Here is a 22880-nt window from a genome sequence, read left to right on the forward strand (position 1 = left end):
GGTGTGTCTCCTCTCCCGACTCAGGCTCGGACCAGCTGGCGTTCGCCGAACAGCCCCTGGGGCCGGGCGACGAGGACGAGCAGCAGGATCCCGAAGGTGATGGCGTCGCGGAACCCGGACGAGATGTACTGCGAGCTCATGACCTCCAGGACGCCGATCGCCACGCCGCAGACGGCCGCGCCCCGGATGTCGCCGTACCCGCCGACGACCACGGCGGCGAAGCCCTTCAGCAGCAGCGCCTCGCCGATGCTGAAGGAGACGTTGTTGTCGGAGAGCGCTCCGAGCACGCCGGCGAGGCCGGCGATCGCGGCCGCCAGGAAGGCCACCGCGATCAGCGTGCGCCGAGCGTTGACCCCGACGATCGTGGCCGAGCGCGGGTCCACCGACACCGCGCGGACCGCCGCGCCGAAGCGGGTGCGGGTCAGCAGCAGGTGGACCAGGGTCACCACCACGACAAGCGCGAGCACGGTGATCACCTGCGCGGGGAGCACGATCAGGCCGAGGGCCCGGATCGGCTCGGTCGGCACCGAGCCGGTCGGGTAGCTGACCGCCACCGGACCGCTGAAGGCCTCGGCGAGCGTCAGCAGGATGATCCAGATGCCGATGCTCGCGATGATCGGCGCGAAGGTGCCGGCGTTGCGCCGGCGCAGCGGCTCGAAGGCCAGCTGGTCGGCCAGCACCCCGAGCAGCCCGGCGAACCCGACGCCGAGCGCGAGGGCCAGCCAGAAGTTGAGGCCGTGGTCGAAGACCAGCCAGTACGACGCCAGCGCGCCCCAGGTCGCGAACGTGCCGTGCGCGACGTTCAGGATCCCCATCTTGGCCAGGATCAGGGCGAAGCCGACCGCGAAGAGCGCGTAGACCGAGCCCAGGGCGATACCGTTCACCAGCTGCTGTGCCAGCAGTTGCACCGGCTCTCCTCCTCCGTGCGAACCCGACGTCATAACGTAGATCAAGCGCTCGCTTGACCTGAAGTAACTCACGTCACACGAAGCCGTGTCAATGCTCAATCAAGCACTTGCTTAACCTCCGGTCGCGGGCTACGTTCCGGAGCTGTGCCCCTCCCCACGACGTTGCGCCCCGAGGCCGCGCTCCGGCTGCTGCCGGCCGGTGCCGCGGTCGTCGCCGCCCCCGGGTGCGGCACTCCGGAGACCCTGCTCGAGGCGCTCGGGAGCACCGCCGATCTCCTCGGTCGGCCCACCCTCTACTCCGGTCTGCAGCTCGGGGCCTACCCGTTCCTCGACGCCGCCGCCGCGGGGCACCTCGCCTACCGCACGTGGCACCCCTATGGGCCGGCGCGGGCGGCCCTCTCCCCCGGCCGGGTCGACTACGTGCCGGCCCGGGCGTCCGCCGTACCGGACCTCCTCGACCAGTGGGGGACGTCGGTGGCGCTGGTGCGGGTCTCCCCGCCGGACCGCCACGGCTGGTGCAGCCTCGGCCCGTCCGCGAGCTACGTCTGCCACGCGGTCGAGCGGGCCGCGCTGGTGCTGGCCGAGGTCGACCCGTTGACGCCGCGGACCACCGGGGACTCGATGGTGCACGTCTCCCGCTTCGCCGCGCTGGTCGAGATCGCCGCCGCGCCGTGCCACTTCCCCGCCGCGCGCCGCGACGAGACCAGCGACCGGGTGGCCGCCCACGTCCTGGAGCTGCTGCCGCCCGAGCCGACCCTCCAGCTCGGGATCGGCGCCGTCCCCGAGGCGCTCACGGCGTACCTCGGCGAGAGCGACGTGCCCGGCGTGCGCTTCGTCGGCATGGGCAACGACGCGATGGTCGACCTCTTCGCCCGGGGCGTGCTGCGCGTCGACGACCGCGACCCCCGCCCCGCCGTCTGCGCCGCCGAGCTGATGGGCACGCAGCTGCTGATGGACCTGGCCCACGAGAACCCCGCCATCGTGATGCGCGACAGTCGCTACGCGCACACCCCGTCGTACCTCTCCCGGATCCCGCGGCTGGTCGCGGTCAACTCCGCCATCGAGGTGGATCTGCACGGCCAGGTCAGCGCCGAGCTGGTGGGCGCGCGCCAGGTCTCCGGGATCGGCGGCAGCGCCGACTTCGTCGAGTCCGGGTTCGGGTCCGCGGGCGGCCTGAGCGTCATCGCACTCACCTCGACCTCGCCGGACGGGCGGCACAGCCGGATCGTGCCGCGGCTGGGCTCCGACGTGGTCACGCTCGCCCGGCACACCCCCGACGTCGTCGTCACGGAGTACGGCGCCGCGTGGCTGCGCGGGCGCACCGTCCACGAGCGCGCCGAGGCGCTCGCCTCCGTCGCGCACCCCGACCACCGGGCGGCCCTGAGCCCGTCCGCCACCCCCGAGGAGCACCCGTGACCGTCCACACCAGCCGAGGCCGCTACTACGAGGAGATGGTGACCGGTGACGTCTACAAGCACGACCCGGGGCGGACCATCACCGAGGCCGACAACGTCCTGTTCTGCAGCATCACGCTGAACAGCCAGTCGCTGCACCTCGACGCGGCCCGGTCCGCGGAGTCGGAGTTCGGCCAGCGGCTCGTCAACAGCCTGCTGACCATGTCGATCGTGTGCAGCATCGGCGTACCGCAGCTCACGCAGAAGACGACGATCGCCAACCTGGGCTTCCAGGAGATCGCCTTCCCAGCGCCGGTGTTCCTCGGCGACACGCTCTACTGCGAGACCGAGATCGGCCCGAAGCGGCTGTCCGCGTCGCGCCCCGGCCAGGGCATCGTCACGCTCGAGCACCGGGGGCTGAACCAGGACGGCGTGCTGGTCTGCCGGGCCGTCCGGACCGCCCTGGTGCACTGCCTCCCCGAGGACGAGCGCGGCGCATGACCTCCGTGGAGGACCGGGTCCGACTCCTGGAGGAGCAGCTCACCGAGCTGCGCGACGTCCGCGCGATCGAGGAGCTGGCCGCCCGCTACCACTCGCTGTGCGACGGCGGCTGGGCCGGTGACAGCCACCCCGACCTGGACGCCCTGGTCGCGCTCTGGGTCCCGGACGGGGTCTACGACATCAACGCCGCCCGCCCGCCGTGTCGCGGGCACGACGAGATCCGCGCGCAGTTCCTGCGCCTGCGGTCCTCGATGCCGTGGATCCTGCACACCCTGATGAACCCGGAGGTCGAGGTCCGCGGCGACACCGCCACGGCCCGCTTCAAGGCGGTCGCCTACTACCGCCGCGGGGGCGGCAGCCACGTCGTGGTCGGGTCGTACGACGGCGCCTTCGCCCGCACCCCCGACGGCTGGCGGTTCACCTCCTGGGTGGCCGACCTCGCCCACGGCGACGTGCTCTCGTGAGCCTGCCCGCCGGCCCGTGGGGCGCCTGGTCGGCCGCGCTGCGGCTGGGCGAGCGGTCCGCGGCGATGGACGCGGCGGCCGCCCTCGAGGACGCGGGCTGCTCGGCGCTGTGGATGACCGGCGGCCTGGACGACCCGTTCGACCGGGTCGCGGACCTGCTCGCCGCCACCCGTCGTACGACGGTCGCCACCGGGATCCTCTCCATCTGGACGATGCCGGCCGACGACGTCGCCGCCGCGGTCGCCGCGCTGGATCCCGCCGAGCGCGACCGGTTCCTGCTGGGCCTCGGCGTCAGCCACCCGCGCCTGGTCGACCGCACCGAGCCGGGCCGCTACACCCGCCCGCTCACCCGCATGCGGGAGTACGTCGACCGCCTCGACGAGGTCGGCGGCCCGCCGGCCGGGGCGCGGGTGCTGGCCGCCCTCGGCCCCCGGATGCTGGAGCTGGCCGCTCTCCGCGCGGCCGGCGCGCACCCCTACCTCACCACGCCCGGGCACACCGCCGAGGCGCGCGCCGCGCTCGGCGCCGGGCCGTTCCTGGCCCCGACCCAGATGACGCTGCTCGTGGCCGATCCGGCCCGGGCCCGCGAGGTCGCGCGCGGCTACCTGGCGATGTACCTGCGCCAGGGCAACTACGTCAGCAGCTGGCAGCGGCTCGGCTTCACCGAGGACGACGTCGCCCGGGGCGGCTCGGACCGGCTGGTGGACGCCCTGGTCGCCTGGGGCACCCCCGAGCAGGTCGCCGCCCGGGTCCGCGAGCACGTCGCCGCCGGCGCCGACCACGTCTGCGTCCAGATGCTCGACCCGGACGCGGCGTGGACCGACCACCCGTTCCCGGTCGACGACTGGCGCACGCTGCTCGCCGTCCTCGCCTGAGGAGCGCTCAGAGGGTCGCCGCGCTTCCGAGCACCAGGGTGCCGGAGCTCATGAACATGCCGCCGACGCCGGTGCAGACGCTGACGTCGACGCCCTCGACCTGGGCGGGGGCGGTGCCGCGGACCTGGCGGACCGACTCCTGGATCGCGAACATGCCGTACATGCCGGTGTGGGTATAGGCCAGTCCGCCGCCATTGGTGTTCAGCGGGAGCCGACCCCCGGGGGCGGTGTGGCCGTCGGCGACGAACGCCGGCGCCTCCCCGCGGCCGACGAAGCCGAGGTCCTCCAGGCCGTAGAGCGGCACGTGCGCGAAGGCGTCGTAGATCATCAGGTGGTCGACCTCGGCCGGAGTCAGGCCGGCCTGGGCGAAGGCCCGCTCCCCGCCGATCCGGATGGCCCGGGACGACGTCAGGGACTCGAGCCCGGAGACCACGGTGGACTCGCTGGACTCGCCGGCACCGAGGACGTAGACCGGCGGCGCCGGCAGGTCGAGCTGCGCGGCCCGCTCGGCGGAGGTCAGCACCAGGGCACCGCCACCGTCGGTGACCAGGCAGCAGTGCATCAGGTGGATCGGGTCGGCGATCACCGGCGAGGCCAGCACGTCCTCGACCGTGATCGGGTCGCGCAGCCTCGCGCGCGGGTTGAGGGCGGCCCACTGCCGCTGGACGACCGGGACCGTCGCGAGCTGCTCGCGGGTCATGCCGTACTCGGCCATGTAGCGGCGCACGCCGATCGGGAACAGCGACGGCGCCCCCACCGGACCGTGCGGGAGCTCGAGCTGGGCCATGAACGACTGCGGCGCCGGCGCCCACGGCGTCATCCCGACCCGCGACCGGCCCGACTCGCCGTGGGTGACCAGCACCGTCTCGCAGAGCCCCGCGGTGATCGCGGCCATCGCGTGCCGCACGTGGAGCATGTACGACGAGCCGCCGACGTTGGTGCCGTCGAGGTACTCCGGGACGATCCCGAGGTAGTCGGCCACGTCGACCGGCAGCTCGCCCGCGCAGGCGACCCCGTCGACGTCGCTCGGCCTCAGCCCCGCGTCGGCCAGCGCGTTGAGCGCGGCGTCGACGTGCAGCTCCAGGGCCGACTTCCCGGGGATCTTGCCCAGCTCGGTGCTCTCGGCGGCGCCGACGACGGCGATCGCGCCGCGCAGGGCGCGGTCGCGGCTCACGCGACCGACCCCGTCGGCTCGAACCGGACGACGCGTCGCTCGCCGCGCTGCTCGAAGGCGACGCGCACGGCGGCGTCGACCTCGAGGGCGTCGGGTGCGTCGGTGACCACGTGCCCCATCAGCAGCGGACCCTCGGCGAGCTCGACGAGCGCGAGGACGTACGGCGGCGCGAACCCGGCCGGCGCCCGCTGGTTGACGACGAACGAGGCCACCGTCCCGGTGCCGGCGGCCGGCACCAGGTCGACCTCGCGCGCCCCGCAGCGCGGGCAGCAGCTGCGCGGGTAGAGGAAGAACTCGGCGCACGCGCGGCAGCGCGGCACGGTGAGCTCACCCGCGTCGATGCGGTCGAACCACTCCTGGGTGTCGGGGGTGGGGAGGGGCACGGGCCGGGAGTCGGTGGAGATGTCGCTCACGGGGTGGGGCTCGCTTCCGGGACGAGGGCGGGCAGGAGGTGCTTGCGGAGCTTGCCGTTGGCGCCGCGGGGCAGCTCGGGGACGACGCAGTAGACCCGCGGGACCTTGAAGCGGGCGACCCGCTCCTGCAGGAACGCCGTCAGCTCCTCGCCGGCCCGCTCGGGGTCGGCGCCGAGCACCGAGCCCGGGTCGGCCTGGACCACAGCGCAGACCACGTCGCCCCACTCGGGGTCGGGCAGCCCGATGACGCCGGCGTCCTGGACGTCGGGGTGCTCGAGCAGGGCGGCCTCGACCTCGGCGGGGTAGACGTTGACGCCGCCGGTGACCACGACCTCCGACGTACGGCCGAGGAGGAAGAGGTAGCCGTCGTCGTCGAGACGCCCGAGGTCGCCCACCGTCACGAAGTCGCCACGCCGGCCGGCCTCGGTCTTCTCCTGGTCGCCGCGGTACTCGAACGCGTGCGCGCCCATCCGCAGGTAGACCAGGCCCGATTCCCCCGTCGGCACGTCGGCGCCGTCGGCGTCCAGGATCCGCACCTCGGCCCCGGGCTGCGGCCGGCCGACGCTGCCGGGGCGCTCCAGCCACTCGGCGCTGGAGATCCGGGTGCCGGCCGCCTCTGTCGCGCCGTAGTACTCGTGCACGACCGGGCCGAACCAGTCGATGACCGCCCGCTTGACCGACTCCGGGCACGGCCCGGCGCCGTGCACCAGGTTGCGCATGCTCGAGACGTCGTACGACGCCCGCACCTCGGCGGGCAGGCGCAGCAGCCGGTGCAGCTGGGTCGGGACCATGTGGGTCGTGGTGACCCGCTCGTCCTGGACCAGCCGCAGCACCTCCTCGGCGTCGAAGCGGTCCATCAGCACCACGGTGTGGCCGAAGTGCAGCGAGGTGACGGCCAGGCCGCTGACCGCGGTGTGGCTGAGCGGGGAGGTGACGAGGTGGACCCCGTCGTCCTCCGGCTCGATCGCGAACATCCCGAGCTGCCAGTGCGCGCCGGCGGCGAAGACGTCGTCCGGGTCGCCCTCGGGCAACCGGCGCAGCACGCCCTTGGGGCGGCCGGTGGTGCCGGACGTGTAGCCCAGGTAGGAGCCGGGCGAGCGGTCCGCGAGCGGCTCGGTGGCGACCCCCCAGAGCTCCTCGAGCAGGTCGCGCAGCCCGGCGTCCGGCCCGAGCGCGAAGCACCGGTCCTCGGCGTAGCCGGCCGCTGCCACGGCCGCCCGGGTCTTCTCCGCGTGGCGCGTGGAGGTGACCACGGCGACCGGGGTGCAGTCGCCGACGATGTAGGCCGTCTCCGCGGTGGTCAGCGCGGTGTTGACCGGGACGTAGTAGGCGCCGACCTGCTGGCAGGCCAGCACCAGGGCGAGGGTCCAGGACTCGTTGGAGACCACGCCGACCACCCGGTCGCCGCGCTCGAGGCCCTGCTCGCGCAGCAGCCGGCTGGTCGCGTTCGCCCGGGCCAGCAGCTCGCCGCGGGTCACCTCGCCCCCGTCGGGGTCGACCACCGCGCACACGTCGGGCGCGGCCGCCGCCAGCCGCCAGAAGCCGAGCGGCTGCTCCGGCCCGGTCATCGCTCGGTCGCCTCGCCGGTCCGGGCGAGCAGCTCCACGGCCAGCTCGCGGCGCAGCGTGACCGTCGTGCCGTACGACGCGGCCAGGCCCATCACCCGCTTCAGCCACAGGTGCAGGTGGTACTCCCAGGTGAAGCCGATGCCCCCGTGCAGCTGCAGCGCCGAGACGTTGGCCCGGTCGGCCGCGTCGCCGGCGTACGCCTTGGCCGCCCAGGCGCGCCGTCGGGCGTCGGGCTCGTCGACGGCGTCGAAGGCGCTGAGCGCGGCGGAGGTGGCCATGTCGACCATCACCGCGAGGTCGGCGATCGCGTGCTTGACGGCCTGGAAGGAGCCGACCGGCCGGTCGAACTGACGGCGGACGCCGACGTACTCGACGGTGAGGTCGAGCAGCCGCCGCGAGGCCCCGGCCAGCAGGCAGGCGGCCCCGGCGACGGCGAGCACCCGCGCACGCTCCACGGCCGCGGGCGCCACCCCCAGCACGGTGCCGGCGTCCTCGCCGCGCCGGATCACGGTGGCCAGCGGGCGCAGCGGATCCAGGGCCTGCACCGGCGTGACGTCGACGTCCGCGGGCAGCAGCGCCCGGACCGTGCCGTCCTCGGCCAGGTCGAGCACCAGGTCGGCGTCGCCGGCGTGCACGACGTACGGCGTGAGCGCGCCGAGCCGGACCGCGACCAGGGCGTCGCCGGCGCCGATCCGTTCCAGCCAGCTCACCGCGAGCGCCGAGTCCGGGAAGGCCGCGAGCACGCTGGTCGCCACCACCGCGGTCTCCAGGAACGGCTCGGGCACGGCGTGCTCGCCCAGGCTGACCAGCACCCCCGAGAGGTACGACGGGTCGAGCCCGGCCCCGCCGCGCTCCTCGGCGACCAGCGCCGAGACCAGCCCGGTCTCGGCCAGCCGACCCCACAGCTCCGGGGTGTGCGCGGTGCCGGCGTCGAGGCGCTCGCGCAGCTGCTCCGGGCCGCAGTGCCGGCCGAGCAGGTCCGCGGTGAGGCGCACCAGCTCCTGGCGCTCGTCGGTCGTCGGGTGGGTCGTTGTCACGGTCGCGGCTCCATCGGTAGGCCGAGCACTCGCTCGCTGATGATGTTGCGCTGGATCTCGTTCGTGCCGCCGAAGATCATCGCGGCCCGCGCGTACCAGTAGCGGTGGTGCCAGTCGGCCCACGAGCGCCGGGTGGCGGCGTCGGCGTACGGCACGGCGGCCGGGTCGCCCACGACGGCGCCGTCCTCCTCCATCAGCCGCAGGCCGGTCGCGAAGATGTCGTGCTGCATCTGGGTCCAGAAGACCTTGTTGATGCTGGCCGTGCTGTCCAGGTCGCCCCCGGCCTCGGCGATGCCCGCGAGCCGGTAGACGTTGGCCCGGTAGACCTCCGTCTCGACCAGCACCCGGCCGAGCTCGTCGAGCGCCCGGGTGTCGTCCTCCAGACCCCGGACCCGCACCAGGGCGGCCAGCGCCTCGACGTCGGCCGTGAACTTGGCGTGGTCGCCGAAGACCGCCCCGCGCTCGAAGCCGAGCGTGGACATCGCGACCCGCCAGCCCTGGTCGACCTCGCCCACGACGTTCTCCACCGGGACGCGGACGTCGGTGAAGAACACCTCGGCGAAGCCGCGGGTGCCGTCCACCATCGCCAGCGGGCGGACCTCGACGCCCGGCGAGCGCAGGTCGATGCAGAGGAAGGTGATGCCGTGGTGCTTACGCCGGCGGCCGACCTCGGGGTCGGTACGGACCAGGGCGAAGATCCAGTCCGCGAAGCCGCCCATCGACGTCCAGATCTTCTGCCCGTTGACGACGTAGTGGTCGCCGTCGCGCTCGGCGCGGGTGCGCAGCGAGGCCAGGTCGGAGCCGGACTCGGGCTCGCTGAAGCCCTGGCACCAGATCGTGCGGCAGGCCAGCAGGTCGGGGATCCAGCGCTCGCACTGCTCGGGAGTGCCGTACTGCATCAGCACCGGGCCCAGCAGGTAGAGCCCGCCCATGTTGATCCGCTCCGGGGCGCCCGCGCGGTAGTACTCCTCCGCGAACGCGATCGAGCGGCGCAGGCCGGCGTCGCGCCCGCCGTACGCCGCGGGCCAGTCGACGGCGGCGTACCCGCCCTCGAACAGGGTCCTCTCCCACGCGCGGTGCAGGTCGAAGCCGGCGCGCTCGGTCCACGACGGCAGCGGCTCGGCCGGGACGTGGGCCTCGAGCCAGGCCCGGACCTCGGCGCGGAACTCCTCGACGGTGCTCGTCTCGGTGCTCATCTCGGCGCTCATCTCGGTGCTCATGCGGCCAGCCCCACGGCGTCGGAGACGGCGCTCATCGTCTCGGCGTAGCTCTCGGCGGTCATCCGCAGCGAGAGGTTGACCCCGTCGGCGCCCAGCTCGGCGTACCGCCCGACCACGTCCGGCAGGGCCGTCAGCTCCCCGGTGAAGCGGAGCCCGGCGACGACGTGCTGCTCGGCCCGGTCGCGGCCCGCCTCCTCCAGGTGCCGGAGGTACGTCGCGTGGTGCTCGCCGAACTGGGAGACGGTCAGGTTCCAGGGGTACCAGCCGGTGCCGGCCGTCGCCGCGCGTCGCAGCGCCACCGGCGAGTGCCCGCCGACGAGCATCCGCGGCAGCGCCCGCCCGGTCTGCGGGTAGAGCCCGTCGGCGTCCTCGGCCCACTGCCGGGCCAGCTCGACCATGTTCTGCTCGCAGCGGCGGCCGCGGGTCTTGAAGGGGCTCCCGCAGGCTCCGAACTCCTCGGCCGACCAGCCGACGCCGACGCCGAGGTCGAAGCGGTCGTCGGTGAGCTCGGCCAGCGTCATCAGCTCACGGGTGAAGGTGCGCACGTTGCGCAGCGGCAGCAGCAGCACCGAGCTCCCGACCCGCAGCCGGGTCGTGGCGGCGCAGACCTCGGCGGCCGCCTGCAGGATGTCGAGGAGACCCTGGTCGGCCGCGGCCTCGACGCGTGCCCGGCCGCCGACGCTCTTGTTGTGCGTCTCGAGCTTGTCGGGATCGCTCGCCGAGGGCGCGTTCGGATAGGGGTACGCCGAGGTGTACTCGTCGAAGAACACCAGGTGCTCCGGCAGCCAGATCCCGGAGAAGCCGAGCTCCTCCGCGGTCCGGCCGAACTCCGCCATGAACGCGACGTCGCGCTCCTCGCTGCCGTCGAACAGGTCGACCAGGCCGATCTCCACGGGACTCCTCATCGTCAGGACGGTGTCGGGTCAGGGTCGTCAGGCCGCCAGCGCGGCGACCTCGACGGGGGCGGGGACGTGGTCGAGCACGGCGACGAGCTCGTCGACCCGCACCCCCAGGCCGGGGACGGAGTCGCGGGCGGCGTAGTAGTCCGCGACCGGCACGAACCAGGTACGACGCACCTGCTCGGCGGCGTCCCCCACCACCGCGGTGAGCTCGCCGATCCCGTGCACCAGCTCGTCCGCGGACTGCTGCCAGGCCAGCCAGCCGTCGGGCACGACCCCGGCGGCGACGACCCGCTCCAGCACCTCGGTCGAGGTGGCCCGCACATGGGTCTTCGGGACCCGGGCCCCGACCGGCTTCGGGAGCGCGATCGCGCCCGCGAAGGACAGGACCCGGCCCTGGTGCCCGGCCCGGTCCTGGGTCCACAGCGCCCGCATGCCTGCGAGGTGCTCGAGCGCGACCTCGAGGCTGTCGCGCTCCTCCTCGAGGAACGGGTCGGCCAGCACCGGGGGCGGGACGGCGAGGTCGAGCCCCACCTCCGCCCGCCCCCGGCTGAGCCAGTCGAGCGTGGCCAGCTGCTTGGCCCGCACCGCGGGGCTGGCGAGGGAAAGGAGGTCGCCCGAGGTGGCCAGTCGCAGCCGAGTGGTCGCCCGGGCCGCGCACTGCAGGCCGAGCAGCGGGTCGAAGGACCGGTCCGCCGCAGCCTCGCGGTCCCCGACCGTCCACCACGACGCCAGGCCCGCCTCCTCGGCGGTCCAGGCGGCCTCGGTCACGGCCTCGGCGAGCCGGGTGCCCGGCCTCGTCCGGAGGCTGCACGCCACTCCGTGCTCCATCGACGTCCTCTCCCTCAGCAGCTCAGGTCCGAATCGGCGCGGCGGCTCAGCCGGCCCACTCGGCGAGGGTGCCGTCGGCCGTCCACTCCAGGTAGCTGCCCGGCGCGTTCAGCGTGGCCTGCCCGTCGCTGTAGGTCAGCGGGCCGTAGACCGAGTCCTGCTCGGAGATGGCCTCGAGGGCCTCGGCGACCTTCTCGGGATCCTTGCTGCCGGCCTCCTTGATGGCGGTCGCCATCAGCCACATGGCGGTGTAGCCCTGGGCGCCGTACATGTCGGGCTCGGCGTCGTACTCCTCCTGGTAGGCCTCGACGAAGGTGGTCGCCGCCTCGTTGTCGGTGAACCCCGCGTGGAACGGCACCGCGAAGAGGGTGCCCGCGAGGCCGCCGCCCGAGGCGTCGAACAGCTCCTTGCTGTCGATGCCGTAGCTGGTGAGGATCCGCTTGTCGAAGTCCCGCTCGCGCAGCGCCCGGGCCATCAGTGCGGACGGCGTGCCGAGCATGCTCTGCACGACGACGTCGGGGTCGAGCGAGGCGACCTCGGTCGCTGCCTGGGTGAAGTTGGTGTCCGCCGACGCGGTGTTGATCGTCTTGACGACGTCGACCCCGTTGCGCTCCAGCGCCGCCTTCCAGACCTCCGCGTCGCCGACCATGCCGTCGTTGTCGCTGGTCACGACCAGGACCGCGGTCTCGATGCCCTCGGCGGGCACGACGGCGTCGACGAACTGGTCGTACATCCCGCCGGGCTCGGCGGGCAGCACGACGGGACGGTAGATGTACGGCGGCTTCGCCAGCCCGGCCAGGATCGCCGAGGTCACGATCGCGGGGGTCTTGCTCTGCTCGATCATCGGGGCCAGCGCGCCGGCCTCCGAGGACAGACCGCAGCAGAGCACGCCGGAGGCGCCGTCCGCGACGTACTGGCGGTAGAGCGAGATGGCCTGGGCCGGGTCGCCCTTGATGTCGTCGATCTTCAGCTCGAGCGTGGCTCCCTCCCCCAGGAACTCGCTGTCGTTGATCTCCTTCACCGCGAGCTCGGCGCCCTGCGTGATCGGGACGCCGGCGAACGCCGCCGGTCCGGAGGTCAGGGCCGGGAAGCCGACCAGGTAGCTGTCGTCGCCTCCCTCGTCCGAGGAGGTGCATCCCGAGAGGACGACGAGCGACGTCGCCGTGACAGCCGCGAGGAGGGTACGGACCCTCCGGCGGGTGGTGATGGGTCGAGACACTGGCTTCCCTTTCTGAGGCAAGTGATCAAGCAAGTGCTTGGTTCATGTAAAGCAAGCACTTGATAATTGCATACGTGACGACGGTCACGCAATGGGTTCCAGACCTCAGATCAGTGCTGGCGGAGGGTCACGCGACCCCGGTCGATGACCGGGTCGCCGGAGGCGGCGAGCACCCGGAAGCGGGCGCCGTCGGTGTCGCCCCACACGTGCAGGGACAGCGCGTCCCCCGGCAGCACCGGGCGGGTGAACCGTCCTGCGATCGACGCCAGGCGGGCGGCGTCCCCGCCGGCGACGGTGTTCACGAGCAGGCGGGTGGCGTAGCCGTAGGTGCACATCCCGTGCAGGATCGGGCGCTCGAAGCCGCCCCGGGCGGCGAACGCCGGATCCGCGTGCAGGGGGTTGCGGTCGCCGGTGAGCCGGTAGAGCAGGGCCTGCTCGGGACGGGTCGCGAACGCGACCTCGTGGTCGGGCGGCGCCGTCGGCTGCTCCCAGGCACCGCTGGTCCCCCGCTCACCGCCGAACCCGCCCGCTCCGCCGAGGAACGCCCCGGTCCGGCTGCGCGAGAGACGCCGACCGGTCGTCACGTCGGTGAGCACGGTCTCGGTCCACACGATCGCGTCGCGGCCCTTGTCCCACATCTCGGTGACCGTGGTGCTGACCCGGGCCTCGCCCGCGGGAGGCAGCGGACCGTCGAGCTCGACCTCCTGCTCGGCGTGCACCGCGCGGGTGGGGTCGTAGTCCCCCACGTCCGGCATCCCCGACCCGAAGCCGAGCACCACCGCGAAGCTCGGGACCACCTGCTGCGCGACGCCGTCGGTGTTCTCGGTGGTGAAGGCCAGCTCGGCCAGCGGGTCGGCCTGGCCGGCCCCGACCGCCAGGGCGTAGAGCAGCGACTCGGTGTCGGTCCAGCGCACCGTCCACTCGGGGACGGCGCTGCCGAGGCGGGTGGGATCGAGAGGCATGGGTCTCCTGTCGGGTCGGGACGGGCTCAGAGCGGGGAGAGCCGCGTGCGCGGCCCCGCCTTGAGCAGCCGCGAGGGGAGCTCGCGACCCACGAGGCGCTCGGCGGTCGCGGCGACCTCGAGCAGGTGGTCCAGGTCGACGCCGGTCTCGACGCCGAGCTCGTGCAGCAGGTAGACGGCCTCCTCGGTGGCGATGTTGCCGCTCGCCCCCGGCGCGTACGGGCAGCCGCCGAGGCCGCCGACGCTCGCGTCGAAGCGCTCGACCCCCAGCTCCAGCCCGGCGACCAGGTTGGCCATCCCGGTGCCGCGGGTGTCGTGCAGGTGCAGAGCGAGCTCGTGGTCGGGCTCGCGGTCGCGGAAGCCGCCGACCAGGCGTCGTACCCGTGGGGGCGAGCCCATGCCGGTGGTGTCGCCGAAGCAGATGCTGTCGGCCCCGGCCCGCACCGCTCGTACGGCGTACCCGACGACCTGGTCCTCGGGGATCTCGCCCTCGTAGGGGCAGCCGAACGCCGTCGCCACGATGACCTGGCAGCGGGCCCCGTCGGCGTGGGCCAGGTCGATCACCTCGGCGATCGCGGCCAGCGACTCCTCCGGGGTCCGGTTGATGTTGCGCAGGTTGTGGGTGCGCGACGCCGAGACCACGACCTCGATGTCGGTGAAGCCGGCCTCCAGCGCCCGTCGCGCGCCGACCAGGTTGGGCACCAGCGCCGAGTAGCGGACCTCGGGGCGCGGCGCGACCGTCGCCCAGACCTCGGCCGCGTCGGCCATCTGCGGGATGGCCCGCGGGTGGACGTAGGAGACCGCCTCGATCTCGGTCAGACCGGTGCCACCCAGGGCCTCGATCAGCTCGACCTTGGCCGCCGTCGGCACGGGCGGCTCGTTCTGGAGGCCGTCGCGCGGACCGACGTCGCGCAGCACCACCCGGGCGGGGACGTCGGCGCTCACAGACCCAGCCCCTCGGCGACCCGGGCCCGGTGGTCGCTCGGCGTGCCGTGCAGGGCCCGGACGGCCGTGGCCCGACGGAAGTGGTGGGAGATCTCGTGCTCCCAGGTGAAGCCGATCCCCCCGTGGACCTGCACCCCCTCGCGGGCGACGTGCATGGCCGCGTCCGCGGCCCGGGCCTTCGCCGCCGACGCCGCCGTCCGCCAGTCGGCCTCCCCCGCGGCCGCCCGCTCCAGCGCGTGGCGCAGCATGCTCCGCGCGGTCTCGAGCTCGGCGTGCATGTCGACGAGCTTGTGCTTGACGCTCTGGAACGTCGCGACCGGCCGGCCGAACTGCTCGCGCTCGCGGGCGTAGGCCAGCGACAGCTCGAGCACCCGGTCGGCCGTGCCGACCGCGTCGGCGGCGAGCAGCAGTGCCCCGGTCAGCCAGGCGTCCTGCAGCGCCGGCGCGACGTCGTCGCCGGACGCCACCACCGTGACCACCACGTCGTCCAGCTCGACCACGGCCAGCCCCCGACCCGGGTCGACCGCCTCCATCGCACGGACCGTCACCCCCGGGTCCGCGACCTCGGTGAGGCACAGGGTGGGGGTGCCGGACCCGTCCACCGCCGACACCAGCACCGCGTCGGCGTGGGTGCCGCTGTCGACGTACTGCTTGGTCCCGCGGAGCAGCCATCGCTCGCCGTCGCGTCGCACGACGGCCGCCGCCGCCAGGTCGGTCCCGCGCGCGTCCTCGTGGAAGGCGGTCACGACGACCCGGCCCCGCGTCGCGATCGCGGCGCGCAGGCCGTGCGCGTCCGCCGGGTCGAGCGTGGCCAGCAGCGTCACGGCCACGCCGGCCGTCGCGACGAGCGGGCCCGACCACCCGCACCGGGCGGCCTCGTGCACCGCCGCCGCCAGCTCGACGACGGTGGCCCCCTGGCCGTCGTACGCCTCCTCGACGAGCAGACCGGCGACGCCGACCTCCTCCACGAGCGCCGTCCACAGGGGCGGGCACCCGGCTCCCCCGGCGCGGCTGACCTCGACCGGGCTGCGCTGCGCCATGAACCGGGCGAGCACGGGGGTGAGCTCGGCGCTCAGCTCGAAGTCGGGCATCTCAGGTCTCCTCGGGTTAAGCAAGCGCTTGCTGTTTTGTCGACCGACGACGAGGACGGCGTTCCAACCGCGGGGCGGTCAGCGGCCGGCGGTGCGGATGCCGTCGAGCAGGATCGCGGTCTGCACGGCGATGACCTCGTCGATCGCCACCTTGCCGCGGGGGTCGAACCAGCGGATGACCGCCTGGATCGCCCCCATGATCGTGCGGTAGAGCATCCGGGGATCGATGTCTCCGCGCAGACCGCCGTCGTCGATGCCCTGCTTGATGGTCTCGAGCCAGACGGTCTCCACCTGGCGCTGACGCTCCGCGATGCCCTCCATGGGCCGGACGTAGTGCCAGTCGTTCTGGAGGATCGTGACCTCCTCGCGGTTGTCGACCAGCCCACGCAGGGCGTTCGCCATCAGCCGCTCGAGGGCCTCGATCGGCGAGCCCGCCTCCTCGACGGCGACGTGGTAGCCGCGGACCATGGAGTCGAGGTAGTCGACGAGGACCTTCTCGACCATCGCCTCCTTGGAGTCGAAGTAGTAGTAGAGGCTCCCCGACAGCATGTCGGCCTCGTCGGCGATGTCGCGGACGGTGGCGCTGGAGAACCCCTTCTCCGAGAAGACCTTCGCGGCCGACCGCAGGATCAGCTCCTTGCGCGCGACGCCGGTCGGGGACCCGGTGGAGCGGCGACGGGTGGTGGTCATGCTGCCCCTTTCCACGGGCTCGGCTCACGGTGCTGGCACAGGCTACTGGAACGCGTACCAGTCGACCGGTCCCCCGACCAGGGTGTCCCGACACTCATGGGCGGCGGTCGGAGACGATCGTCACGGCGCTGACCAGGTCGCCCGGACTGCCGCCCTGGTTCTGGACCAGGCCGTAGACCGGGTCGGCCACCTGACGCTCACCGGCCTCGCCGCGGAACTGCAGCCACATCTCGAACAGCATCCGCAGACCGCTCGCCCCGATCGGGTGCCCGAAGCTCTTCAGGCCGCCGTCGACGTTCACGGGCAGCGCGCCGTCCCGGTCGAACCGGCCGTCCAGGACGTCGCGCCAGGCCTTGCCGCGCTCGGAGAAGCCGAGCTCCTCCATCAGCACCATCTCGGTCGGCGTGAAGCAGTCGTGCACCTCGGCCAGGGAGATCTGGCTCGCGGGATCGGTGATCCCGGCCTGCGCGTAGGCCTCCTGGCTCGAGCGGGCCGCCTCGGACAGCTCCGAGTAGTCGTAGTCGCTGTCGTTGCGCCCGGTGCCCGAGCCGGCGTCCAGCGCGAGCGCGTGGACGTAGAGCGGTCGGTCGGAGTAGCGGTGGGCGTCCTCGGCCCGCACGATGACCGCGGCCGCCGCCCCGTCGGCGACGCCCGAGCAGTCGAAGACGCTCAGCCGCCCGGCCAGCGCGGGCGCGCCGGCGATGGCCTCCTTGGCCATCGCCTTGCGGAACTGGGCCCGCGGGTTGAGCGCGCCGTTGCCGTGGTTCTTCCAGGCGATGTGGGTCATCGCCTCCTTCACCTCGTCCTCGGAGATGCCGTAGCGACGCGCGTAGGCCGGCACGATCATCGAGTACATCGCCGGCGCGCTCAGGTTGGGCGCGGTACCGTCGTTGGGCACGCTCGGCATCTCGAGGCCGGAGTAGCCGGCGTCCTTCAGCTTCTCGCCCCCGACCGCCATCACGACGTCGTACGCACCGGACGAGACGGCGTAGCAGGCGTTGCGGAAGGTCTCCGAGCCGGTCGCGCACATGTTCTCGACCCGGGTCACGGGCTTGTGGCTGATGTTGAGCGGCCGGGTGAGTGTGAGGCCCGAGACACCGGAGATCATCGAGCCCAGCCAGAAGGCGTCGACGTCGTCGAGGGTGACCCCGTCGGTCGCCGCCAGCGCTCCATGGGTCGCCTCGACCAGCAGGTCGTCGACCGAGCGGTCCCAGTGCTCGCCGAAGCGCGTGCAGGCCATGCCCACGATCGCGACCGGGTTGGTCAGTGCGTGCGTGCCCATCAGCTGTCGCCCTCCTGGGGTCGGACCTTCCAGACGTAGTTGCGGACTCCGTTGCCGGCGATGCTGGCCAGGCGGAAGGTGGGCTGCACCCGGTCGCCGATCGCCACCTCCCGGCCGACCGCGTCGGTCATCTCGAACTCGAAGCGGCCGCCGCCCTCGAAGTCGACGGCCACCACCTTGGCCGGCAGCTGGACCGACTCCGAGAGCCAGTCGTCGGTGAACGTCGCGACCCGGGCGGGGACGTCGACCATCGACACCGGCTCGCAGGAGTCCTGGGCCGAGCAGCGCAGGCAGACCCGGCGCGGCGGCAGGTTGCGGTAGCCGCAGGACGTGCATCGGCCCGCGACGAAGGCGAACTTCCACGCCGCGGTACGGCGTGACGCCGGCGGGACCGGCGGCTTCACGTCCGGCCGACGCGCGGGCTCGCGGGGCAGCAGGCCGCGCCAGGTGAGGAAGTCGGCGTACGAGACGGGCTGACCGGCGCCCACCTCGGAGCCGCGGCTCCCCCGATGGCGCTCGGTGACCCGGAAGACGAAGGCGTCCGCTCCGTCGGCGGCACAGACGGCGAGCACCAGCTGGCCGGGCCGGGCCCGGTCGAGGGCCGCCGCGAGCCGCAGGCCGAGGTCGGCCGCGCCGGCGTACCCGAGGTCGTCGGGCGCGCCGAGCTGCGCGGCGTCGAAGGTCGAGCGGACCACGCCGAGGGCGCGGGGGTGGGCCAGGCTGAGCACGACGTGGTCGAGCTGCTCGCGCTTGAGCTCGCACCGGCCCAGGACGTCGTCGACGGCCCGTTGCACCAGCGGGACGTACTCCTCGACGCCGAAGCGCTCCTCCCAGGTGCGCGTGCGCGCGTCGCCCGGCTCGCGCCAGCGGTCCAGGAACTCGGAGGTGATCGAGGCCGACCCGACCAGCTCGGCGACCGGGTCCGGGCCGAGCCGGAAGGCGGCGGCCGCGTCGGCGCCGCCGAGCTCGTCGGCCGACCCGGGCAGCCCGAACCGGACGTCCGAGGAGACGACCAGCGCCGCACCCGCCGCGAGACCGGCGCGCAGCGCACCTGCTCCTCCGCGGAGCGCTCCCCCGACGTCGTACGCCGCGGTCTCGGGCGGCAGGCCCGCGGCGACGGCGACCGTGCTGGCGTTGGACTTCTCCAGGTAGGCGGGCCGAGTGGTGGCGAACCACAGCGACTCGACCGGGCCCGCGCCCGCGAGCGCCTGTCGGGCTGCGGCCACGGCCATGGTCGTGGTGTCCTCGTCGTACGACGCGACCGGACGGGCCCCGCGAGCGCGCCCCGCACCGAGCGCCGCGGTGATCGCGGCCCGCTCGAGACGAGGCGTCGGCACATAGACGGCGTACTCCTCGATGCCGACCACGGACCCTCCATCCTCCCCGGTCAGGCCGAGGATCGACTGTTTCAATCAAGCACTTGCTTTGCTACCTTAGACCGACCACCTACCGCCCGCAACCAGGGCCACAGGAAGCCGGGAGGACCCCCAGGAGCCATGAGCACGCACACCGAGCAGGCGTTCCGCACCGAGGTCGAGGAGGCGCTGGCCGCGTTCGCCGAGCGCCGGTCCGCCGGGGCCACCGGCTGGGGCCACGGCGACGACCGGGTGACCGTGGTCGCCGAGCGGTCCGAGGGCGAGGCGGAGGAGCTGGCCGAGCTGCGCCGCTACCGGGCCCACCTCGTCGACCGGGGCCTGGCCTGGGTCGACGGCCCCGAGGAGTACGGCGGCCGCGCCCTGCCGGACCGCTTCGCGACCCTGCTGCGCGAGCTCGAGTCGGGCTTCGTGCTGCCGGACGACGCCTACCTGCGGTTCAGCGTCTCGACGCTCTGCCCCACGCTGTTGGAACACGGCACCGCCGCCCAGCGGGACGACCTGCTCCCCCGGCTGCGCTCCGCCGAGACCATCGCCTGCCAGCTCTACTCCGAGCCAGGGGCGGGCTCCGACCTCGCCGGGCTCTCCACCCGCGCGGTGCGCGACGGCGACGGCTGGCGCCTCGACGGCCAGAAGGTGTGGAGCTCCGGGGCGCACTTCAGCGACCTCGGCCTGTGCATCGCTCGCACCTCCCCCGACAAGCCCAAGCACGCGGGCCTGACCACGTTCCTGGTCGACCTGCGGGCCCCGGGCGTGGAGATCCGGCCGATCCGCCAGCTGACCGGCGGCGCGTCGTTCGACGAGGTGTTCCTCACCGGGGTGCACGTCCCCGACAGCGCGCGCGTGGGCGAGGTCGACGACGGCTGGTCGGTGGTGGTCACGTCGCTGCTCCACGAGCGCTCGGCCATCGGCCGCGAGGTCGGCGTCGACGAGAGCCTGGTCGACCGGCTGGTCGATCTGGCCCGCCACACCCTCGATCCCGTGGACGCGCGCACGCGCGACGACCTGGCCGACGTGATCGTGCGGGCCTGGGCGGCCCGGCTGACGACGGCCCGCTACCTGGAGGGCGGCGGCACGCCCGGCCCCGAGCTGGCCCTGACCAAGCTGCTGACGACCGACCTGCTCGCCCGGATGAGCGACGTCGCCGCCGACGTGCTCGGCGCAGGCCACGTCGCCGACTCCGGCGCGTGGGGCAGCTACGCCTGGTCCGAGCTGACCCTCGGCCTCCCCGGGCTGCGGGTGGGCGGCGGCACCGACGAGATCCTGAAGAACGCCGTCGGGGAACGGGTTCTCCACCTACCGAAGGACGCGCGATGAAGATCGACCTGGGCCTGATCGGCTCCTCGGCCGTCGACTGCGGCCCCGCTGCCGCCACCGCCGAGACGCAGGGCTTCGACGGCGTCTGGGCCAGCGAGAGCGTCACCGACGCCTTCCTGCAGTCCCAGGCGGCCCTGATGGCCACCTCGCAGGTGAGCGTGGGCACCGCCATCGCGGTCGCCTTCGCCCGCAACCCGATGTCGGTGGCCTACCTCTCCTGGGACCTGGCCGCGATGTCGCAGGGCCGCTTCGTGCTCGGCCTCGGCAGCCAGATCCAGGCCCACGTCGAGCGCCGCTTCTCCATGCCGTGGAGCGCGCCCGCGGGCCGGATGCGCGAGTTCCTGCTGGCGCTCGACGCCATCTTCACCGCGTGGCGCGACGGCACCCGGCTCGACTTCCAGGGCGAGCACTACCAGCACACCCTGATGACGCCGGTCTTCACGCCGCACCACCACGAGCACCGGATCCCGACCATGATCGCGGCGGTCGGTGCCAGGATGACCGAGCTCGGCGGCGAGCTCTGCGACGGCCTGCTGCTGCACGGCATGACGACCACGTCGTACCTCGACACCGTCACCCTGCCCGCCGTCGAGCGGGGTCTGGCGACCTCGGGCCGCGACCGCGACGCCCTGGAGCTGTACGCCCCGATCTTCATGGTCATGGGCGACACCGAGGAGCAGGTCGCCGACCTGACCCGTCGTACCCGTGAGCAGATCGCGTTCTACGCCTCCACCCCGGCGTACCGGCCGGTGCTGGCCAGCGTCGGGTACGACGAGCTGCAGCCCGAGCTGCAGGCCATGTCGCGTGCGGGCCGCTGGGCCGAGATGGGCGATCTGGTCGACGACCGCCTGCTCGGCGAGATCGCGCTGGTCGGCACGCCGGAGGAGATGCCCCGGCTCGCCAAGGAGCGCTTCGGCGGGCGTCTGGACCGACTGTCGTCGTACTTCGACTGGCCGGTCGACGACCCGGACCGGCTGCGCGACATCCTCGCCGCGTTCGCCGACGATCCCGCGCCCGCGGCGCGCTGACACCAGGAGCCCCGATGACCCGCCTGACCACCGAGGACCTCCTCGCCCGCGCCGAGATCGGCGACACGCTGCACGCCTACAGCCGCGGCATCGACCGCCGCGACATCGACCTGCTGGCGGACCTGTTCACCGAGGACGGGTCGTTCGACTACGGCCACGGCAACGTGACCACCGGCCGCGCCGCGCTGCGCGAGCTGTTCGTCGCGGCGACCGGCAGATACACCGCCACCAGCCACCACTGCTCGACGACCAGCCACCTGCGGATCGAGGACGGGACGGCCGAGACGATCACCTACGTCTACGCCTTCCACGACAACGCCGAGCAGGACCTGCACCTGCACGTGTGGGGCTGCTACGAGGACGTGCTCGTCGACGAGGGCGACCGCTGGCGGATCCGCTACCGCAAGGTGCGGGTCGCCGGCATCCGCTCCACGAGCTCCGAGGAGCTGCCCGAGCGGTTCGAGCGCTACGCGCGCGGCTCGGGGTAGCGCTCAGGCGCGGCGGTGCATCCCGCCGTCGACGCTCACCGTCTCGCCGGTGAGGTACGACGCCGCGCCCGAGCACAGGAAGACCACGAGGGCCGCCGCCTCGGCCGGCGTCCCGAACCGGCCGACCGGGATGTGCTCCTCGGCGAAGGCCCGTCGCGACTCGACCGTCGGGAAGTGCCGGCGCAGCTGCTCGCTGTCGATGCGCCCCGGGGCGACGCAGTTGACGGTAGTCCCCTCGGCCGCCACCGCCCGCGAGAAGCCCTTCGCCCACAGGATGCAGGCGGCCACGGCCGCCTGGGCGGCCGAGACCCCGCGCGGCTCCAGCAGGCCGACCAGGTTGACCACCCGGCCCCGCCCGCCCGAAGCCAGCAGGGGACGCAGCTCCTCGGCGAGCATCCGCTTCGCGTGGAAGTTCAGCTCGAAGGAGGCCCGCCACGCGTCCTCGTCCAGCTCCGCGAGCGGCGGGTCCGCCCGCCCGGCGTTGTTGACCAGGATGTCCACGCCGCCCCAGGCCCGCTCCACCTCGGCGCGCACGAGTGCCGCGGTCCCGCGCTCGACGAGGTCGGCCGCGACCACGACGGGCTCGGGGGCCCCGGCGTCCGCGATCTGTCGCGCCAGCTCGCGCAGCCGGCCCTCGTCGCGGGCGACGAGCGCCACCGACACCCCTTCGCGCGCCAGCGCGTGGGCGATCTCGCGACCGATCCCCGCGCCCGCGCCCGTGACGACCGCTCGCCGTCCGATCAGGTCGAGGTCCATGGGGCCAGCCTCGACGCGATCCCTGAATTAAGCAAGCACTTGCTGCAATTGCCGGCGATGTCCTGCCACCTCGTGCTCGGATCGGGTCGCTCACTCGCCTCGGCGACGGGAGTCGAGGGTCAGGGAGGCGACGAGCGCAGGGGTGCAGTGACGGCGGACGGCGTCCGCGTCGAGGGCGGAGAGGCGGTGCGCGGCCGCGTCGTTCCGGGGCTCCATGATCCCGAGCTGGACCTTCAGCCCTCCGAGGTCGCCGATGAGGTCGTGGATGCTGCGGTACGCGGCTCGGTGCTCCGGGTCGGGTGAGCTGCGAAGAGCGCCGAGGGCGATGAGGGCACGGCTCGCGTGGCGGGCCGCGACGTCGAGCGTCTCGTCGAGAGTGTCGAACTCGGACTGCTGCACCGGGGCCTCCTAGGGGCGACCCCCAGTCTGGGGCTGCATCACCACCG

At 73.6% G+C, this 22880-nt stretch carries 24 protein-coding genes; 7 read left to right on the top strand and 17 right to left on the bottom strand.

What is annotated here, in order from left to right; all coding sequences use genetic code 11:
* Positions 1–20: 20 nt before the first annotated feature.
* Positions 21–908, bottom strand: coding sequence for a branched-chain amino acid ABC transporter permease (locus tag BLT76_RS24245; protein WP_170867244.1), 888 nt, complete (start codon positions 906–908; stop codon positions 21–23).
* A 144-nt stretch (positions 909–1052) separates the two neighbouring features.
* On the opposite strand from BLT76_RS24245, the gene BLT76_RS24250 reads away from it, so the two are divergent.
* From BLT76_RS24250 to BLT76_RS24265, 4 genes are read left to right on the top strand one after another with little or no spacing between them, the layout of a single operon-like run.
* Positions 1053–2324: an acetyl-CoA hydrolase/transferase family protein gene (locus BLT76_RS24250; protein WP_090860898.1), complete on the top strand. Its 1272-nt coding sequence runs from the start codon at positions 1053–1055 to the stop codon at positions 2322–2324.
* Entirely contained in the window at positions 2321–2803 is a 483-nt protein-coding gene (locus BLT76_RS24255) for a MaoC family dehydratase (protein ID WP_211753219.1), read from the top strand. The genes BLT76_RS24250 and BLT76_RS24255 overlap by 4 nt, the downstream gene beginning before the upstream one ends.
* Positions 2800–3267: a nuclear transport factor 2 family protein gene (locus BLT76_RS24260; protein WP_090860899.1), complete on the top strand. Its 468-nt coding sequence runs from the start codon at positions 2800–2802 to the stop codon at positions 3265–3267. The genes BLT76_RS24255 and BLT76_RS24260 overlap by 4 nt, the downstream gene beginning before the upstream one ends.
* Entirely contained in the window at positions 3264–4142 is an 879-nt protein-coding gene (locus BLT76_RS24265; RefSeq protein ID WP_211753221.1) for a TIGR03620 family F420-dependent LLM class oxidoreductase, read from the top strand. The genes BLT76_RS24260 and BLT76_RS24265 overlap by 4 nt, the downstream gene beginning before the upstream one ends.
* 7 nt (positions 4143–4149) lie before the next feature.
* On the opposite strand, the gene BLT76_RS24270 is transcribed toward BLT76_RS24265, so the two are convergent.
* The 14 genes from BLT76_RS24270 to BLT76_RS24335 form a co-directional block, all read right to left on the bottom strand.
* The gene (locus BLT76_RS24270) at positions 4150–5316 is read right to left on the bottom strand and encodes a thiolase C-terminal domain-containing protein (RefSeq protein WP_244509554.1); all 1167 of its coding nucleotides are present in this window, start codon (positions 5314–5316) and stop codon (positions 4150–4152) included.
* Positions 5313–5729 (bottom strand): Zn-ribbon domain-containing OB-fold protein, encoded by a 417-nt coding sequence (locus BLT76_RS26035; protein WP_170867245.1) that lies wholly within the window; start codon positions 5727–5729, stop codon positions 5313–5315. Before BLT76_RS26035 ends, BLT76_RS24270 begins: the two co-directional genes overlap by 4 nt.
* A complete protein-coding gene (locus BLT76_RS24280; RefSeq protein WP_090860901.1) occupies positions 5726–7297 on the bottom strand; it encodes an AMP-binding protein in 1572 nt (523 codons plus the stop codon). Before BLT76_RS24280 ends, BLT76_RS26035 begins: the two co-directional genes overlap by 4 nt.
* Entirely contained in the window at positions 7294–8334 is a 1041-nt protein-coding gene (locus BLT76_RS24285) for an acyl-CoA dehydrogenase family protein (RefSeq protein ID WP_170867246.1), read from the bottom strand. Before BLT76_RS24285 ends, BLT76_RS24280 begins: the two co-directional genes overlap by 4 nt.
* Positions 8331–9554, bottom strand: coding sequence for an acyl-CoA dehydrogenase family protein (locus BLT76_RS24290; protein ID WP_090860903.1), 1224 nt, complete (start codon positions 9552–9554; stop codon positions 8331–8333). The genes BLT76_RS24285 and BLT76_RS24290 overlap by 4 nt, the downstream gene beginning before the upstream one ends.
* Complete coding sequence (locus BLT76_RS24295; protein WP_090860904.1) at positions 9551–10459, bottom strand: LLM class flavin-dependent oxidoreductase; 909 nt, start codon at positions 10457–10459, stop codon at positions 9551–9553. Before BLT76_RS24295 ends, BLT76_RS24290 begins: the two co-directional genes overlap by 4 nt.
* Before the next feature lie 27 nt (positions 10460–10486).
* Positions 10487–11284, bottom strand: coding sequence for an LLM class flavin-dependent oxidoreductase (locus BLT76_RS24300; protein ID WP_090860905.1), 798 nt, complete (start codon positions 11282–11284; stop codon positions 10487–10489).
* A 46-nt stretch (positions 11285–11330) separates the two neighbouring features.
* Positions 11331–12503, bottom strand: coding sequence for an ABC transporter substrate-binding protein (locus BLT76_RS24305; RefSeq protein ID WP_170867247.1), 1173 nt, complete (start codon positions 12501–12503; stop codon positions 11331–11333).
* A 110-nt stretch (positions 12504–12613) separates the two neighbouring features.
* The gene (locus BLT76_RS24310) at positions 12614–13465 is read right to left on the bottom strand and encodes a MaoC/PaaZ C-terminal domain-containing protein (RefSeq protein WP_090860907.1); all 852 of its coding nucleotides are present in this window, start codon (positions 13463–13465) and stop codon (positions 12614–12616) included.
* 26 nt (positions 13466–13491) lie between these two features.
* Positions 13492–14409 carry a hydroxymethylglutaryl-CoA lyase gene (locus BLT76_RS24315; protein WP_090860908.1) on the bottom strand — a complete coding sequence of 306 codons (918 nt, stop codon included), beginning with the start codon at positions 14407–14409 and terminating at the stop codon, positions 13492–13494.
* Positions 14406–15500, bottom strand: a complete 1095-nt coding sequence (locus BLT76_RS24320) for an acyl-CoA dehydrogenase family protein (protein WP_090860909.1) — start codon at positions 15498–15500, stop codon at positions 14406–14408. Before BLT76_RS24320 ends, BLT76_RS24315 begins: the two co-directional genes overlap by 4 nt.
* A 78-nt stretch (positions 15501–15578) precedes the next feature.
* Positions 15579–16190: a TetR/AcrR family transcriptional regulator gene (locus BLT76_RS24325; RefSeq protein WP_090860910.1), complete on the bottom strand. Its 612-nt coding sequence runs from the start codon at positions 16188–16190 to the stop codon at positions 15579–15581.
* A 94-nt stretch (positions 16191–16284) separates the two neighbouring features.
* Positions 16285–17472 (bottom strand): acetyl-CoA acetyltransferase, encoded by a 1188-nt coding sequence (locus BLT76_RS24330; RefSeq protein ID WP_090860911.1) that lies wholly within the window; start codon positions 17470–17472, stop codon positions 16285–16287.
* Positions 17472–18839 carry a zinc ribbon domain-containing protein gene (locus BLT76_RS24335; protein ID WP_211753223.1) on the bottom strand — a complete coding sequence of 456 codons (1368 nt, stop codon included), beginning with the start codon at positions 18837–18839 and terminating at the stop codon, positions 17472–17474. Before BLT76_RS24335 ends, BLT76_RS24330 begins: the two co-directional genes overlap by 1 nt.
* Positions 18840–18968: 129 nt before the next feature.
* Between BLT76_RS24335 and BLT76_RS24340 the strand changes: the two genes are divergently transcribed.
* Genes BLT76_RS24340 through BLT76_RS24350 form a run of 3 tightly spaced genes read left to right on the top strand, consistent with a single transcriptional unit; the run spans position 18969 to position 21678 of the window.
* Positions 18969–20162, top strand: coding sequence for an acyl-CoA dehydrogenase family protein (locus tag BLT76_RS24340; protein ID WP_090860912.1), 1194 nt, complete (start codon positions 18969–18971; stop codon positions 20160–20162).
* Positions 20159–21190 carry a TIGR03617 family F420-dependent LLM class oxidoreductase gene (locus BLT76_RS24345; RefSeq protein ID WP_090860913.1) on the top strand — a complete coding sequence of 344 codons (1032 nt, stop codon included), beginning with the start codon at positions 20159–20161 and terminating at the stop codon, positions 21188–21190. The genes BLT76_RS24340 and BLT76_RS24345 overlap by 4 nt, the downstream gene beginning before the upstream one ends.
* A 14-nt stretch (positions 21191–21204) precedes the next feature.
* Positions 21205–21678 (top strand): nuclear transport factor 2 family protein, encoded by a 474-nt coding sequence (locus tag BLT76_RS24350; RefSeq protein WP_090860914.1) that lies wholly within the window; start codon positions 21205–21207, stop codon positions 21676–21678.
* A gap of 3 nt (positions 21679–21681) precedes the next feature.
* Here BLT76_RS24350 and BLT76_RS24355 read toward each other — a convergent pair whose 3' ends face one another.
* Together BLT76_RS24355 and BLT76_RS25520 are read right to left on the bottom strand one after the other, a co-directional pair.
* A complete protein-coding gene (locus BLT76_RS24355) occupies positions 21682–22434 on the bottom strand; it encodes an SDR family NAD(P)-dependent oxidoreductase (protein ID WP_090860915.1) in 753 nt (250 codons plus the stop codon).
* 90 nt (positions 22435–22524) lie between these two features.
* Positions 22525–22833: a hypothetical protein gene (locus BLT76_RS25520; protein ID WP_139175854.1), complete on the bottom strand. Its 309-nt coding sequence runs from the start codon at positions 22831–22833 to the stop codon at positions 22525–22527.
* Positions 22834–22880 lie beyond the last annotated feature (47 nt).

Origin of the sequence: Nocardioides lianchengensis, from assembly GCF_900101465.1 — a bacterium.
Classification (GTDB): Bacteria; Actinomycetota; Actinomycetes; order Propionibacteriales; family Nocardioidaceae; genus Nocardioides; species Nocardioides lianchengensis.